The following is a 15,208-nucleotide window of genomic DNA, read 5'->3' as shown; positions in this document are numbered from 1 at the left end:
TTCTGCTTGTCAACCGTTACGATTGCCGATCATCGGCGTCCGGTGCCCTGTGCACCCATCAATCGACGGGATCCCGCATGCTCAAGTCGCAAAGGCTTGCCACGCTTCCGATCGACTCCTACGATTTGAGTGAAGAGCTTTCGATCATCGATTCGAACGACGCCGGGGGCGAATACGACGCGTTTACCTTCGGGTCCTGGTCCGCGCATATTCTTGCCAATTCTGGGGGCAGTGACGAGGACACCTCGTTCCGGCCTTACGAGGGGCATCTCACCCAGACTGAGCTGGGGCTTAGGCTTCCCGGGGTCATGTCGATCGTCACCGACAACTTCCCGCTCGAAAGGTTGCAGTGGGTTCGTGTCTTCAGTCTCAGTGATGGAATTCTCGCCCCGCATGTCGATTTCCTCGAATTCTCCGAGCCGGGTACGCGACTTCAGATTCCGCTGCGCACGGACGAGGATTCTCTGCACTCCGAGGAAGACATTGTGTATCACCTCCGTCGCGGTGAAGTCTGGAAAATACACACGACTGTTCCGCACTCGGCCCAAAGTGTCTCGCCTTTCCCTAGGCTCTCGCTGTGTCTCGATTTCTCCGGAGCCGATGAGCCGATCGAAATCATGAACTCAATCCCGGCCGATTCACCCGTCCGTCTTATGGAGCGCCCGCCGGTCTCGGACGCCGAGGTGGAGGAACTGCTGTCCTCTTCGGCCGAGCTGACCGCGACCACCCTGCGCGCCGCCTTCCGGCGCTTCGCGGCAGTCCACTTCACGCGGCAGGCCCACGCCACGGCGGCCTTCGACTGGTTCGTCGAGGCCGCCGCGCGCACCGGGGACGACGCGCTGGTCGACAAGGCCAGGGCGTTCCGTACGTACTGCATCGACAAGCGCGGTTACCGCGAGGCGTTCGAGTGGTGAGGGACGAGGGACAAGGGCTGCGCGTCGGGCCCGGGCAGGGCCTTGCGGTCCAGCTTTCCGTTGGGTGACACCGGCAGGTCCTCCGCGAACCACCAGCGCACCGGCACCATGTAGTCGGGCAGCACGGCGAGCAGCGCGCGGCGCAGTTCGGGGGCCGACGGCGGATCACCGGTGAGCACCGTGTGCAGCTCCACCGCCCCGTCGGCCCGCACCACTGGGAACGCCGCCGCGTCCCGCACCCCCGGGAAGTCCGTGAGACGCGCCTCGACCTCCCGGGGCTCCACGGCGTTGCCCCGGATCTTGATCAGGTCGTCCATCCGACCCAGCAGCTGCAGGGTCTGGTCCTCCCGCCACACCCCGCGGTCGCGGGTGCGGTACAGGCGGGCGCCGGGGCGGAACGGATCGGGCACGAACGCGGTACGGCTCAGCTCGCCGTCCGTGTAGCCGATGGCCACGCCCACGCCGCCGATGAAGATCTCGCCCACCTCCCCGTCCGCAACGGGCTCGCCGTGTTCGTCCAGCAGGTAGACGTAGGTGTTCCACACCAAGGACCCGACCGGCGGCCGCGGTTCCAGGTTCCCCGCCGCACCGCTCACCGAGTGGCTGGCCACCATGTGGTTCTCGGCGGGGCCGTAGTGGTTGTGCAGGGTGATCTCCGGCCGGCGGGTGAGGAGCTCCTCCAGGGCCCCGGTCACCCGTACCGTCTCGCCCGCGCTGATGATGTGGCGCAGCTCCGTCGCGTGCTCGAAGTTCGTCGGCAGCGACATGACCACGTCGATGAGCGACTGCGGGAAGTCCACGACCTCGATGTGCTCGTCGACCACATAGTCGATCAGATCCCGCGGATCGCGCCGCACATGCGGCTCCGGCACATACAGGCACCCGCCCGACGCAAGGGTGTAGAAGATCTCCTGCACCGATACGTCGAAGGTGAGGGGAGCCACCTGGAGCACCCGGCGCCCGTGTCCGAGACCGGAGCCCTCCACCTGCCAGGAGATGAAGTTGGCCAGGCATCGGTGCGTCTGGACGATGCCCTTGGGGACGCCCGTGGACCCGGACGAGAAGATGACGTACGCGGGATCCTCCGGCGCGGGCAGGGCGCGGGCGCCGGACCCGGCGGGAGTGCCCGCCGGGTCCGGCGCCACCAGATCCGCGAGACCCGTCGTCCGCGCCGCCGGCGACCCGGTGCCCGCCGCCCCGGCGTCGGCCGTCACCAGCAGCGCCGCGCTGCTCGCGCGCATAATCTGCGCGACACGCTCGGGCGGGTACGTCGTGTCCACCGGCAGATACGCGGCTCCGGCGCGCAGCGTGCCCAGGAGCGCTACGGTGAAGTCGGCCCCCGCCTGCGCGGCGATGAGCACGACGTCACCGCGGCCGATCCCGAACTCCCGCCCGAGCCGGCCGGCGACGGTGTCCGCGAGCCGGTCCAGTTCCGCGTACGCCACCATGCGGCCCGGCTCGCGCACCGCCGGGGCCTGCGGATGCGCGGCCACCTCGCGGTCGATCAGCTCCAGGACCGTGGTGACACCGATGTCCACCACCGGCCCCGCGTGTCCCGGCGGCGCCGCGGCTGTCATCGCCGCGCCCCGGACTTCTCGGCCAGGGACCGGGTGACCTCCGGGGGCAGGAACGAGTACGGGTCCTGCGGGTCTTCGGCCGTCGCCTCGACGCAGATGCGGTGTCCGACGCCGAGGTCGCGCGCCAACTCCTCGAACACCTCGACCATGACGAGATCCTGGAGCGCGAGGCCCGTCGAGTCGTACACGGTGGTGACCGGCGACAGCCTGCGGTGCGCGTCCGGGTCATGCAGCAGGTCGGGGAGCGGGGCCCCGATCTCCTCGGGGGCGAGCTGCTGGCATTCCCCCTCGGCCCGTGCCTGCTCCACGTGGTCGGGGCAGACGACCGCCGCGCGCAGCAGCTCCAGCGGCAGCTCCGTCTTGCCCGGCATGTCGGAGCCGATGGTGTTGATGTGCACCCAGGGCTTGAGCGACGTGCCCCGGATGACCGGCCCCTCGTGGGGGCCGACCGAGGTGGCGGTGCACAGTACGTCGGCCCGCTCCTCCACCTCCGAGAGCGGCGCGACCCGCACCAGCCCCTTGGGCATCCGGGCCCGCGCCGCGAAGGAGTTCTCCGCCCGCGCGTCCTTGTCGCAAACGAGCACCTCGGAGAACGAGAAGACCCGCGCCAGGGCGTGTAACTGTGTCACGGCCTGGGCACCGCAGCCCACCAGGCCGAGCACGGCGGAGTCCGGGTGTGCGAGCACCCGGCTGGCCAGCGCGGACGCCGCGCCCGTACGGACGGCGGTGGCGAACGTGCCGTCGACGACCGCTCGCAGGTGGCCGCTGTCCGTGTCGAAGGCGCACAGCGTCGACAGGATGGTGGGCAGTTGGTTCTTGACCGGATTGTGCGGGTTGTAGGCGACCATCTTGATGGAGACCGTGGCGCCCTGGCGGACCGCCGGCATCCACTCGAGCAGGCCTAACTGCGGTGTCTCCAGCAGGAAACCGTCCCGCTGCCTCATCTCCACCGGCGCGCCGGATTCACCGGCGAGAACGGCCTCCATGCGGGCGATGGTCAGATCGTAGAGTTGCCCCAGTCCCACCTTCGTGACGATGGTGGCGATGGCTTCGGCGTCGACGATGTGCGTGCGCTCAGCTTGCAAGGGTCTCTCCCGGCGCTCAGTGTTCAGGCTGGTTCAACGGGGTCGAAGAGGCAGCGGACTTCGAGGAGGTCGAGGGGCCGCGTCCGTGCCAGGACTCCCACAGGCCGGCATAGGTGCCGTCGGCCGAGACGAGCTCCGTGTGCGGGCCCTGCTCGGTGATGCGGCCCTCCTCCATCACGACCACACGGTCCGCGTCGTGTGCGGTGTGCAGCCGGTGGGCGATGGCGATGACGGTGCGTCCGCGCAGCACGCCCGCGAGCGAACGCTCCAGGTCGCGCGCGGCCCGCGGGTCCAGGAGGGAGGTGGCCTCGTCCAGCACCAGGGTGTGCGGATCGGCCAGTACGAGTCGGGCCAGGGCCAGTTGCTGGGCCTGAGCGGGTGAGACCGGCATCTCGTCGGTGCCCAGCTGGGTGTCGACGCCGTCGGGCAGTGCCTGGACCCACTCGTCGGCCGCCACGGCCGCCAGGGCCGCCGTCACTTCGGCGTCGGTGGCGTCCGGCGCGGCCAGCACGACGTTGTCGCGCACAGACCCGAGGAACACGTGGTGCTCCTGCGTGACGAGCGCGACATGGCGGCGCAGCTCCTCCAGCGGCAGTTCGTGGACCGGCACTCCGCCGAGCGTGACCGAGCCGGTGCGCGGCTCGTCGATGCCGGCGAGGATCCGGCCGAGCGTGGACTTGCCGGCGCCCGAGGGGCCGACGATGGCGACGCGCTCACCGGCGCCGGTGCTCAGGTGCACGTCCTTGATCACATCATGGCCGGGCCGGTAGGCGTAGGCGACGCCCTCCGCGGTGAGCCGGTCGTCGGCAGGGCGGCGGTCGGTGGTCTTCTCCGGTCCCGCCGCCGACTCCACGCCGATCAGACGGGCCAGCGAGGCGTCGCCCACCTGCAACTCGTCGAGCCAGCCGAGGAGTTCGTCCAGCGGGTCGATCACGGCCCTGGTGTACAGGGTCGCGGCGGTCACCTCGCCGAGGCTCACCCAGCCCTCGATGTAGAACAGACCGCCGAACAGCAGGGTCGCGGCGACCGGCAGGATGTAGCCGAAGTCCATCAGCGGGAACCAGACACTGCGCAGGAACAGCGTGCGCCGCTCCGCGCCGTTGGCTCGCTCGATGTCCTCGTCCGTGCGGCGCACGCGCGGACCGGACCGGCGCAGCGACTCCACGGTGCGGGCGCCGGACACGGTCTCGTTGAGCCCCTGGGTCAGGTCGGAGTAGCTCGCCGCTTCGGCGAGGTAGGCATCCCGGGCCCGCTTCAGGTACCAGCGGGTCGACCAGACGATGACTGGGACGGCGACCAGGCAGGGGAGAACCATGATCGGACTGGTGACGATCAGCGCCACCAACGTCAGCGCCACCGAGAGGCTCGCGACCAGGATCGAGGGCGCGCCCATGCGCACGGCGCGGGACAGCGAGTCCACGTCGCGGGTGCTGCGGGTCAGCAGGTCACCGCCGCCGGCCTTTTCCACGGTGTGCAGTGGCAGCGTCAGGACCCGGCGGATGAACCCCTCGCGGATGTCGGCGAGGATCAGCTCGCCGAGGCGGGCGCCTTCCAGACGGGCGGTGCGGGTGAACACGCCCTGGAGGATCAGGAGTCCGGCGATCACCAGCACGGTGACGTCGACCCGGGTGGTGGTGATGCCCTTCTCCACCTGCTCGACCAGATCACCCAGCAGGGCGGGGACGACCAGGCCGCAGGCGGTGGCGAGGACGAACCAGAGCACGGTGCGGGTCAGCAGGCCGGTGTGGCTGCGCACCAGACCGCGTACGTGACGGCGCACCGTCTTCGCGTCGGCTACCGGAAGACTCACTGTGCACTCCTTGGTGGGCGGCTGTCGGAAGGAACGGGGACGATGACGTTCACGTCTCCTCCCGCATCACCACGGCGGCGTACTGGGACGCGCCGGAGGCGAGTTCACGATGCGTTCCGGTCATGACGACCTTGCCGTCCTCCACGAAGGCCACCTCGTCGGCCCGGTCGAGCAGCAGCGGGCTGTTGCTCACGACCACTGTGGTCAGCTCCGACCTGGAGGCGTGGAGTCGTTCGGCGATGACGGACTCGGTGTGCGCGTCGACAGCGCTGGTGGGGTCGACGAGGACGAGCACCGGGGGCTGCGCGGCCAGAGCGCGCGCGAGCCGCAGCCGCTGCTGCTGGCCGCCCGAGAAGCTGGCTCCCCCTTCGGAGACGACGGTGTCCAGGCCGTCGGGCAGCGCCTCGACGATGTCTTCGGCGTTGGCGTCGTGCAGGGCCCGCGCCCGTACCTGCTCGGAGCGTCCGCCCAGGTCCTCGGCGAGGACGCCCGAGAAGAGGGAGTCGTCGTTGCGGGCCACCAGGACGAGGTCGCGCACCTGCTCCAGCGGCAGGGTCTCCAGCGGCACGCCGCCGACGGTCACCTGGCCCTGGGCGTACCGGCCGAGCCGTTCGGCGATCTCGGCGCCCTCCTCCGGGGTGGCGGCGGCGATCGCCGTCATCACGCCCGGCCGCACCCGCAGCCCCGATGTCGCGTCGTACAGGTCGGGCGCCTCGGAGATGTCGGCCATCGCGGTGTCGGCGGTGGGGTCGGGCTCCAGGGACAGGACGCGTACGACCCGCTTGGCCGCCACGTCGGCGCCGACGAACGACTGGACCGCCGAGGTCGCCGTACGCATCGGCAGCATGAGGAAGGCGGCGTAGCCGTAGGCCGCGACGAGGTCACCGGCGGTGAGGTCGCCGCTGACGGCCAGGCGGGCACCGATCCAGATGACCGCCACCACGAAAATGCCGGGCAGCAGCACCTCGGCGGCGGGCAGCACCGACTCGATCTTCGCCACGTGGACGCCCGCGTGCCGCACGCGCTGCGAGTCCTTGCGGTAGCGCTCGCCGAACGTGGCCTCGCCGCCGATGCCGCGCAGGACGCGCAGGCCGGACACGATGTCGCCGGCCCTGTTGGTCAAGTCTCCTTGCAGGTCACGGTAGTTGCCGATCCGCTTGTGCAGGGGGCTGAGCAGTGGGCCGGTTCCCGCGAGCAGGGCGGGGACACCGATGAGGACGAGCAGGCCGAGGGTGACCGACGTGGAGAGCAGCACCACGGCGACGAGCACGACGGTGACCACGCTGCCGATGCCGCGGGCGAGGGCCCCGGGCAGCGCGCCGATGCGGGTGATGTCGGCCGTGCCGATGGCGACCACCTCGCCCGTGGAGACGCGCTTGGGCAGCGTGGCGCCGAGGCGGGTGGCGTGCGAGGCAACGAGGCGGAACGTCATGTAGTTGGCCTTGAGCCGGCCGATGGTGTCACAGCGGTGCCGCAGCACACTGCCGACGGTGGTGACCAGGGCGAGCCCGATGATGACGCCGGTCCAGGCCCACAGACGGCCGGTGTCCTTGTCCGACACGGCGTCGATGGCCCGGCCGATGGCGAAGGGGGTCAGACCCATGCTGGCCATCCACAGGCAGCCCCAGAACACCCCGAGGAACAGTGTGCTCGACTGCCTGCCGATCAGCCATCGGAGATAGCTCCTGGGCGAGCGGAGATCCGGGTCTCCCAGCTCGGGCAGCGGATTGTTGCTTGGCAATGCGGGTTCCTTCGGGGTCGTCCCGCCCCGGACGGCCGGGGCGGTCAGGGAGACTGAGAGGTTCTGCGGGTGCGGGCGGTGCGCGGTGCAGGTCGTGAGGGCAACCGGGGTAGCCCGTCAGTTGCGCGTGGGCAGCAGGTCCGTGACGAACGTCCTCAACGCGGCCGTCACCTGACGGGGAGCGTCCAGGTGGTAGAAGTGGTTGCCCGGGAACGTCCGTACGGTGCTGGGGCAGGTGGACCACTCGCCCCACTTGCGGATGTGTCCGTCGGTCACACCCTTGTCGTCCTGCCCCCGCCACGCGCCGAGCGGGCAGGGCAGGAGAGGGTCCGTGCGGGGCGGGGTGTATGTGTCGCAGATGGCGCTGTCGCCGCGCAGGGGTCGCGTCACCGCGGCGGCAAGACGGCTGTTGGCGCCGACGGCCGTCGGCACGACGCCGTCCGCGACGAGTTCGGCCACGAGCTGCTCGTCGGTAAGCCGCTCGGTGCCCGACGGTTCGCCCTGGTCGTCCGGTGCCCGGCAAGCCGAGACGACGAACCCGCGGGGCCAGCTCCCCTGTTGACGTCCCAGGCGGCGGGCGAGTTCGTACCCGATCAGCCCTCCCATGCTGTGGCCGAACACGTAGTAGGGGAGGTCGAGGCGGGCCGAGAGCCGCGGGGCCAGTTCGTCGAGCACCTCGGCCATGCCAGTGGCGGGTTCCTCGCGCCAGCGGTTCTCCCGGCCCGGCAGCTGTACGGCGAGGAGCGCGATGTCCGGGCCGAGCATCTCCTGCCAAGGGCGGAACTGAAAGGCACCGGAACCGGCGTGGGGGAGGCACACCAGCAGCGCCGTCGCCGTGCGTGGCGGGTCCCACTCCACCAGGGGGCCCGCGGTCATGGGCGCCAATCTACGACGGGCGGGTGAAGGTGACGCTTCTGGAGGGCAGACACACTGTTTCCCTTGTCAGTCGAAGGTGACGTTCAGAGGTAGGGAACGGGCCGTGCTCGGCGGCCGGATATGGCAAAAACGGCGGACGCGGTATCGGAAGTTGAGGGTTGGGGGCGGGCCCTGCTCGACGGGTGCGACGTCAATCGTAAATACGCATGCCTCCAGCACGTTACCAACATTCCTATCACGGAAGGGACTTGGAATGGCAAGGGCAAATATCGCCCGTCCGTTGTGTCCGTGTCCTGGCCCAACGGGAGGATGCTCCCGTTGGGTGATGGTGTATCAAGCTGTGTTGTACGTCACATAGTTGAGCGGGTGTCGGCACGTGCTTCACTGGCTAGGAATTTACGGGTCAGTGGTCAATCCGACCTGGTGCCTTGCCGGCGGGGGATGCTCGACGTAAGGAGGCGTACCTCCGGTCGGCCAGCGTGCACGGAGACCCCAATGCCGCTGAACAGGTGTCCGGAACCCTGCCCCCGACCAGGGCGCTGGGTGAACGCGTCAAATCCTCGTGCCAATACAGCGCGACGGGGACGAGGGGATGTGTGCATGACGCAGGACGAACGTGGCGTAGCCGTGGTTTCGGGTGCTTCGTCGGGATTCGGCGAGAGAATTGCACAAGTGCTGTCCCGACAGGGCTACTTGGTTGTTGCACTGGCACGCAGGGCGGATCGGCTGAAGGCTCTGGCGGAGCAGGACCCCACCGGCGCGATATTACCGGTGGTCGCCGACGTCCGGGACCGCGAGGGTCTGGGCCGGGCCCTGGATGAGTTGCCCGAGGACTTTCGTGACATCTCGGTGCTCGTCAACAACGCCGGCCACTCCCGAGGGTTCGGACCGCTTCAGTCGGGGCGGGACGACGCCTGGCGCGAAATGATCGACACGAACATCACCGGTCTGCTCAACATGAGCGGCCTGGTCCTTCCCCGGATCGTCGCCCGCGGATCGGGCCATGTGGTGAACATAGGCTCGATCGCGGCGAGTTACCCCTACCTTGGTGGCAACGTGTACGCCGCCACCAAGGCATTCGTGCATCAGCTCTCGCTGAACATGCGCGTCGACCTCCAGGGCACGGGCGTCCGGGTGAGCTGTGTGGCGCCCGGCATGGCGAAGACCGAGTTCGCCAGGGTGCGTTACGACGGTGACGAGAAGCAGGCGGACGCGCTCTACGCGGGACTGGAACCGCTCACCGCCGAGGACGTGGCGGAGGCGGTGTCGTGGTGCCTGGCGCAGCCCGCCCGCGTCAACGTCAACATGATCGAACTGATGCCGTCCGAGCAGCACTTCGGACTCGGCTTCGCGGGGAGCTCGCCCGCCTCGCCCGGCGGCACGGATGGCGCCTGAGTCGGTACGGACCGCTCCCCGGCGCGTGAGCACACGGGACGGCCTCGGCGCACGACCGGCACGCCCCGGGGAAGCGGAACAGATCGCGTCGCTCTCTGCCCCCTTCGTCGAGAAGAGGCTGCTGATACACCGCACGACGGCCGAACTGGCCCAGAAAATCGAGGAATTCGTAGTCGTCTGCGAAGGAGACCGGCTGGTCGGGTGCGCCGGGATGGCGCCGGTCGGCGCGAGCTTGGTCGTCTACAACCTCTGCATCGCGGCCGATTGCCAGGGCAGAGGAATCGGCCGGCAATTGGTCGGCCTGGCCGCGAGTATCGGCAAAGAGCAGGGGTATCAATCTCTGCTGGCTCTGACCCGATACGGCGGAGAATGGTTCGGGAGGCTGGGGTTCTCGAATGTCCCGGCAAGCGAGACCCGTGATGAATGGCGCACTCTATTCCGTCCCGGCCGCAGGTCGAGCCTCTATCGGTTGAGACTTGCCTCCGACTCGTTCCGTGGCTGAAGCATGCCCGATGCCTGCTCAAGCAGACCTAGGAGTGACATAGTTGATAATCTGCGGGTTGAAACTCACGCATGACGGTGCCGTCGCCCTGCTCGACGACGACCGCCTGATTTTCAGTGTCGAGATGGAGAAGCTGGGAAACGGTCTGCGCTACAGCACCATCGCCGACTTCAGCCTGATCCCCGGAATCCTCTCCGACTTCGGCTACAAGCCCGAGGACGTCGACGAATGGGTGGTCGACGGCTGGGACGGCGACGTGTCCGGCACGGTCTCCCTGCTCGACCAGGGTGCGCCCACCGAGATCGTGGTCGGCCCCTACCGTGAGTCGGCGGCCTGCCCGGCGCTGGACGTGCCGAGCGTCTCGGGCACCTTTCCCATGGACGGCGCGGCCTACTCGTACACCAGCTTCCCGCACGCGGCGGGACACGTGTCGAGCGCCTATGTCTCCAGCCCCTTCGCCCGGTGCGGCGAGGCATCGTTCGTCCTCGTCTGGGACGGCGGACTCTTCCCACGCCTCTACTGGGTCGACCCGCGCGAGGGCGTGCAGAACCTGGGCGAGCTCTTCCCGGTCCTCGGTCACGCGTACGCCATCGCGGGACACCACTTCGGCCCCTTCCGCAAGACGGTGCAGTCGCTCACCGTCGACGACCTCTCGGTGGCCGGCAAACTCATGGCGTACATCGCGATGGGGCAGCCGGACGACGCCGTGATCGCCGTGCTGCGCGAGGAGTTCCACCGCGTCTTCGAGAGCGACGAACCGGCTGCGGTGGAGTACCGGGCGACGGTCGGCGGGTACGGCAGCCTCTTCGAGCAGTCCGTGCCGCCGGTGCACGAGTTCTTCTCCGCGGTGCGCGCCCGGGTGTCGGGGAACGGCGTGAGCGACGAGGACGTGCTCGCCGCCGTGCATGTCTTCTTCGAGGAGCTCCTCGTCGAGCGGATCACTGCCAAGGTCCTCGCCGCCAAGGGCGAAGGCCCGTGGAACCTCTGCTTCGCCGGCGGCTGTGCGCTCAACATCAAGTGGAACAGCGCGCTGCGCGCGGCGCCCGCCTTCCGCGACGTGTGGGTCCCGCCCTTCCCCAACGACTCGGGATCCGCCATCGGCGCGGCCGTCCTCGGTCGGGCGCAGCACGCCGGTCTGACGGCGCTCGACTGGAATCCGCGGCTCGGCCCGGAGCTGACCCCGTCACCCGAGCTGCCAGCCGGCTGGTCGACATCGGCCTGCACCCCGGAGGAACTCGCCGGGATCCTCCACGAGACCGGGGAGCCCGTCGTCGTCCTGCACGGCCGCGCCGAACTCGGCCCCCGCGCGCTGGGCGGCCGCAGCATCCTGGCGGCGCCGGTCAGCACATCGATGAAGGACGAGCTGAACCGCGTCAAGGACCGTGAGCCCTACCGGCCCGTCGCTCCCATCTGCCTGGAGGCGGAGGCGCCGAAGATCTTCTCGCCCGGCACGCCAGACCCGCACATGCTCTTCGACCACGACGTACGGCCGGACTGGGCGGAGCGCATCCCCGCGGCCGTCCACCTCGACGGGACCGCGCGGCTTCAGACGGTCGGCCGGGGCGACGACGACTTGCTCTTCACCGTGCTGTCCGCCTACCACCGACGCAGCGGGGTCCCGGTGCTCTGCAACACCAGCGCCAACTTCAACGGGCACGGCTTCTTCCCCGATGTGGCGTCCGCCGCGCGGTGGGGCAGGGTCTCCCGGATCTGGAGCGACGGGACGCTGTACCGGCGGACCGACGGTCGCACGGAGGCGTGAGACCCCGGGAATGCTCGGCGGCCGCCGCCCACGGCACGGCCGCGTCTCTCGTCGCCACGCTGCCCCGGCTCAGGGAACTCCACGGCCGGACGGTGGTCGTGGTGGCGGGCGACCACGTCCTGGCCGACAAGAAGCTGCGGCACGCGTTCTGCGGCGACATCGGGTTCCTGCGGTATAGCGGGGTGCGCCCGCCCGACGACCCGGCCGCGCTGCGCAGGCACGTCGCGGGACACGTGCAGCGCGGGCTGGTCGGCAGCCTGGGCGACCACACCACGCTGGCGGTCGGCATCACGGGGGAGGACGGCCGCACCCTGGTGCTGCGCGGCGAGGCGGACGTGCAGGTCGATCCGGGGGTGGTCCGGCTGTTCCTCGACACCGGCCGCATCCCCATAGTGTCGAGCGTCGCATACGACTCCGGCGGGGGCATCCAGCTCCTCAGTGCGGTTCTCGCGGCCGTCGCACTCGCCGCCACGCTGCAGGCCGACCTGGTGCTCCCGACGGGAACCGAGGGCACGTTCCCCGCGACCGCGGCTGTCGTCGACATGTCGGTTCCGCACGCCGTGCTGAGGCATCTCTACCGCCTGGACGACGCCGGCGAGTCCGGCCTCGGGACGGCGCTCGGCGGGTGACGCGGACGCGATCGGCCCGCCTCACGCGGTGCGCCGGTCCCGCAGCTCCGGGGGCCGGCCCACCGGCCCGTCCTCGTCGACCTACGACGGGCTGGGGGTCGGCAGGTCCCGCGAGACCGCGTAGGGCGGCCCGGGCTCCCTGCCCAGGAGGAGGGTGACGAACCCGAGCGTGCCCCGGTAGCCGTGGAGCCAGGCGGCGCGGTGCGCGGCCGCGGCATTGAGGGCCTGGACGTGGTCCGGGTCTCCGGGGTGATCCAGGGCCCACCGGGAGAGGGAGCCGGTCCAGGACCACTCGTAGTCGTCCCACTCCTGGAGGGTGCTCACGTGTCCGTACAGAGGCACCCAGCCCTCGGCCACCACCCGGTCGACGGTCGTCGCGAGGTCGTCGTACTCGTCCGCGGCGAAACCGGAGTCGAGGGTGCCGCGGTCGGGCTCGTGCTCCCAGAAGCAGTCGCCGACCAGAACTCTGCCGCCAGGGACGAGGTGGCTCTCGGCTGCCTTCAAGGTGGGGAGCATGCCGCCGAAGGCGTGGCTGGCACCGATGCTCAAGACCAGGTCGTAGCGGTGCGGTGAGCTGAACCCGGCGGCGTCCTGCGCGTAGAAGGCGACCCGGTCGCCGAGTCCGGCCGCGTCGGCCGCGGCACGGGCCGCCACGAGGGCGTCGGCGTCGTTGTCGACACCGTCGGCACGCAGGTCCGGGCGACCGGCCTGCGCGCGCAGCAGCCAGGTGCCCGATCCGCAGCCGAGATCGAGGAGCCGGGCTTCGCCGTCGGGGACGGCCCGGTCGAGCAGCGTCCGCACGGACGCGGCGCTCAGCGGCGCGGCGATGGGGTGCAGGGTGTGGGCGATGGAACTGATCTGTCGGCGGTGCATGGAGGCATCCTGCCTGCCGCCCGCCCCCGGGCTGCTGAGGCGCCCCGCGGACGAGCGTCGGTCGACCCGATGGTGTGCGGTGCGGTCATCGCTGTTCGCAGACGAGCGGGATGTGCCGCGGCCGGCTCCGGTGCCGGCCGCCCGCAAGGCGGTCAGGGCTCGCCAAGCCGAGGAGAGGCTCGCAACCGTGAGCGACTGTCTCAACCGAATCCGTCCGAGCGACTACTACAGCATCACTGGCACGAACATCGCCACCGGATCACAGACCAAGGTTGAGCAGCACCACCACAACAACGCCTTTGACCCCACGGCGAGCCGCGCGGCTTCGAGGTGGTCCGCGGCGGTGTCGCTGCCCGCGTTCCCGGGCCGCAGCGGTCCGGCCACCGGCGCCCCGGACCCGCCCCGGCCGTGGTCGGCGAACCCCATCAGCGGGTGGTGCCCGAAGGTCTTCTTCCAGGCCCGGCGGCCGCATCCTGCTTCTCGGAATGCGCGGCCTGTGGACGACCCGGCCGGCCCGACGGCCATCTCGCCCGTGCCATCGCACGGCGGCGCCAAGCTGCCCGCCCCACCTCCCAGTCCCAGGAGCACCCGTGACCATCCCGACCGGCCCCGACAGCCATCTGCGCACCCGCATCATCGGCAGCCGGCAACTGGTCGCCCTGATCGAAGAACTCACCGAGGCGCAAAAGGCGCTGGACGAGGCCCGGACCCCCAGCGCCGCCCACGTCGGCGAAACCGCGGCCGCGCTGCAGGAACAGCTGACACTGCTCGCCCAGCAGAGGGCAGGAGCAGAGATCAACCGTGGCACGCCCAGCGTGACGTCCGCAACCACGCAGACCAACTCCGCAAAGCCGAGCAGGGACAGGCAGGACTCGTCGGAGAGGTCCTTCACGCGCTGGCCGCCGAGGAAGACGTCACCGGCGTCGGCCTGCTCGACCAGATCGACCTCGACGACCAGACCCGAGACAGGTGGGAAGCCGCCCCCCTTCACCCGTGGCGCGACGCCGTCTGCATAGCGCATACCGATCTGCCCGTCGCTCTCACCGCACTGAACGCTCTGCCCGGCGCAGTCCTGATCGCCGAGGACCCGGACCGGACCGCAGCCACCACCTCGCCCACCGGCCGCGAGACCGCGTGGCCGGCGGGGATCCGCTCGGCGCCAGAACCGGCACGCCAGTTCCTGCACGCCCTCGCCGCCCAGACCGAATGGACCCAGGCAGCCCCCGCACTCCAGCGTCGACGTTCTCGGCGTCCACATCGTCGGATCCTTCCCCAACCCGACCGTCGGGCGGGCCGCCTTGTGCGCCCACCCGTGCGCCCGCCACGACGAGGCCCTGCTCAGCCAGCAGAAAGCGGAGAAACTCCTCGAGCATCTCGCACGCCGTACCACTCTCGCCGAGGCCGAACTCAAACGGGCCCAGGCCTTCGAAGCCCTACCGCAACTGCTGCAAGGCCACCGCGAAGCAACCGACCGCCTCACCCACAGGCGCCCCACACTTCCCCGGGTTACAACTGGTGGAGCGGGGCGTTCCGCCGCGCCGGAGACCCGCCAGGGCCGCACCTTGTCTCACATTTTTCTCACAGACGAGAGCGCACGGGAGCACGCGAGAGCCCCTGACCTGCACATTTGACGTCGTCACAGACCACGGTGAACCAGATGGACGCCCCGTAAGCTAGGGATATGGCCTACGAGATTCCGGTGACGCAAGCGAGGGCTGAACTCGCCGACCTGATCAACAAGGTGGTGTACGGCGGGGAGAGGGTGGTCGTGACCCGGCACGGCAAGCCCCTCGTCGCCCTGGTGTCCGCCGCCGACCTCGAACGGCTGGAGCAACTCCAGGAACCCGCGGAGGAGCAGGTGGTCAGCGCGGTCTCCAGCGTCCGCGAGGTCGCTTCCGCTCCGCGCGAACAGCAGCGCTTCGGGATCGCGGCGCATCACCGGGGGGCCGGGCCCGGCTGACGAAGTGGCGGCGGGGGCGCTCGGCGACGTCGGGGGCGGCGGGGCAAGGACCCTTCGAGGCCACCTACGCCCCACGCCCCCACG

Annotated in this window: 13 protein-coding genes and 1 pseudogene; 7 read left to right on the top strand and 7 right to left on the bottom strand. The window is 70.0% G+C overall.

The window, feature by feature from the left end:
* The first annotated feature begins 77 nt into the window (after positions 1-77).
* Positions 78-914: a putative nonproteinogenic amino acid hydroxylase gene (locus ACFYRY_RS33995; protein ID WP_389154510.1), complete on the top strand. Its 837-nt coding sequence runs from the start codon at positions 78-80 to the stop codon at positions 912-914.
* On the opposite strand, the gene ACFYRY_RS33990 is transcribed toward ACFYRY_RS33995, so the two are convergent.
* From ACFYRY_RS33990 to ACFYRY_RS33970, 5 genes are all read right to left on the bottom strand, one after another.
* Positions 890-2,491, bottom strand: coding sequence for an amino acid adenylation domain-containing protein (locus ACFYRY_RS33990; RefSeq protein WP_389154507.1), 1,602 nt, complete (start codon positions 2,489-2,491; stop codon positions 890-892). The two genes, ACFYRY_RS33995 and ACFYRY_RS33990, sit on opposite strands and share 25 nt — an antisense overlap.
* The gene (locus ACFYRY_RS33985; protein ID WP_389154504.1) at positions 2,488-3,576 is read right to left on the bottom strand and encodes an ornithine cyclodeaminase family protein; all 1,089 of its coding nucleotides are present in this window, start codon (positions 3,574-3,576) and stop codon (positions 2,488-2,490) included. The genes ACFYRY_RS33990 and ACFYRY_RS33985 overlap by 4 nt, the downstream gene beginning before the upstream one ends.
* A gap of 16 nt (positions 3,577-3,592) precedes the next feature.
* Positions 3,593-5,386 (bottom strand): ABC transporter ATP-binding protein, encoded by a 1,794-nt coding sequence (locus ACFYRY_RS33980; protein ID WP_389154501.1) that lies wholly within the window; start codon positions 5,384-5,386, stop codon positions 3,593-3,595.
* A 49-nt stretch (positions 5,387-5,435) separates the two neighbouring features.
* Positions 5,436-7,127, bottom strand: coding sequence for an ABC transporter transmembrane domain-containing protein (locus ACFYRY_RS33975; RefSeq protein WP_389154498.1), 1,692 nt, complete (start codon positions 7,125-7,127; stop codon positions 5,436-5,438).
* A gap of 117 nt (positions 7,128-7,244) precedes the next feature.
* On the bottom strand, positions 7,245-8,003 hold the full coding sequence (locus ACFYRY_RS33970; RefSeq protein ID WP_389154496.1) for a thioesterase II family protein: 759 nt from the start codon (positions 8,001-8,003) through the stop codon (positions 7,245-7,247).
* Between the two features lie 600 nt (positions 8,004-8,603).
* On the opposite strand from ACFYRY_RS33970, the gene ACFYRY_RS33965 reads away from it, so the two are divergent.
* Genes ACFYRY_RS33965 through ACFYRY_RS33950 form a run of 4 tightly spaced genes read left to right on the top strand, consistent with a single transcriptional unit; the run spans position 8,604 to position 12,291 of the window.
* Entirely contained in the window at positions 8,604-9,398 is a 795-nt protein-coding gene (locus ACFYRY_RS33965) for an SDR family NAD(P)-dependent oxidoreductase (protein WP_389154493.1), read from the top strand.
* 25 nt (positions 9,399-9,423) lie between these two features.
* The gene (locus ACFYRY_RS33960; protein WP_389154490.1) at positions 9,424-9,900 is read left to right on the top strand and encodes a GNAT family N-acetyltransferase; all 477 of its coding nucleotides are present in this window, start codon (positions 9,424-9,426) and stop codon (positions 9,898-9,900) included.
* A 58-nt stretch (positions 9,901-9,958) separates the two neighbouring features.
* Positions 9,959-11,662, top strand: a complete 1,704-nt coding sequence (locus ACFYRY_RS33955) for a carbamoyltransferase N-terminal domain-containing protein (RefSeq protein ID WP_389154488.1) — start codon at positions 9,959-9,961, stop codon at positions 11,660-11,662.
* Positions 11,659-12,291 carry a hypothetical protein gene (locus tag ACFYRY_RS33950; protein ID WP_389154485.1) on the top strand — a complete coding sequence of 211 codons (633 nt, stop codon included), beginning with the start codon at positions 11,659-11,661 and terminating at the stop codon, positions 12,289-12,291. The genes ACFYRY_RS33955 and ACFYRY_RS33950 overlap by 4 nt, the downstream gene beginning before the upstream one ends.
* Before the next feature lie 81 nt (positions 12,292-12,372).
* On the opposite strand, the gene ACFYRY_RS33945 is transcribed toward ACFYRY_RS33950, so the two are convergent.
* A complete protein-coding gene (locus ACFYRY_RS33945; protein WP_389154482.1) occupies positions 12,373-13,164 on the bottom strand; it encodes a methyltransferase in 792 nt (263 codons plus the stop codon).
* Between the two features lie 318 nt (positions 13,165-13,482).
* A pseudogene (locus ACFYRY_RS33940) lies at positions 13,483-13,655 on the bottom strand (IS1380 family transposase); the annotation flags it as partial.
* A gap of 99 nt (positions 13,656-13,754) precedes the next feature.
* On the opposite strand from ACFYRY_RS33940, the gene ACFYRY_RS33935 reads away from it, so the two are divergent.
* Both ACFYRY_RS33935 and ACFYRY_RS33930 read left to right on the top strand, forming a co-directional pair.
* Positions 13,755-14,180 carry a hypothetical protein gene (locus tag ACFYRY_RS33935; protein WP_389154479.1) on the top strand — a complete coding sequence of 142 codons (426 nt, stop codon included), beginning with the start codon at positions 13,755-13,757 and terminating at the stop codon, positions 14,178-14,180.
* Between the two features lie 665 nt (positions 14,181-14,845).
* Positions 14,846-15,124, top strand: coding sequence for a type II toxin-antitoxin system Phd/YefM family antitoxin (locus ACFYRY_RS33930; RefSeq protein ID WP_389154476.1), 279 nt, complete (start codon positions 14,846-14,848; stop codon positions 15,122-15,124).
* The last annotated feature ends 84 nt before the right edge of the window (positions 15,125-15,208 follow it).

The organism is Streptomyces sp. NPDC005263 (assembly GCF_042872365.1).
Classification (GTDB): domain Bacteria; phylum Actinomycetota; class Actinomycetes; order Streptomycetales; family Streptomycetaceae; genus Streptomyces.
The sequence above is the reverse complement of the archived record's forward strand: the minus strand, read 5'-3'. Positions and strand labels throughout refer to the sequence as shown.

Bases quoted from the DNA above. Each gene is read 5' to 3' on its own strand.
- ACFYRY_RS33995 (WP_389154510.1), top strand. From the start codon at position 78: ATGCTCAAGTCGCAAAGGCTTGCCACGCTTCCGATCGACTCCTACGAT.
- ACFYRY_RS33990 (WP_389154507.1), bottom strand. From the start codon at position 2,491: ATGACAGCCGCGGCGCCGCCGGGACACGCGGGGCCGGTGGTGGACATC.
- ACFYRY_RS33970 (WP_389154496.1), bottom strand. From the start codon at position 8,003: ATGACCGCGGGCCCCCTGGTGGAGTGGGACCCGCCACGCACGGCGACG.
- ACFYRY_RS33965 (WP_389154493.1), top strand. From the start codon at position 8,604: ATGACGCAGGACGAACGTGGCGTAGCCGTGGTTTCGGGTGCTTCGTCG.
- ACFYRY_RS33945 (WP_389154482.1), bottom strand. From the start codon at position 13,164: ATGCACCGCCGACAGATCAGTTCCATCGCCCACACCCTGCACCCCATC.
- ACFYRY_RS33930 (WP_389154476.1), top strand. From the start codon at position 14,846: ATGGCCTACGAGATTCCGGTGACGCAAGCGAGGGCTGAACTCGCCGAC.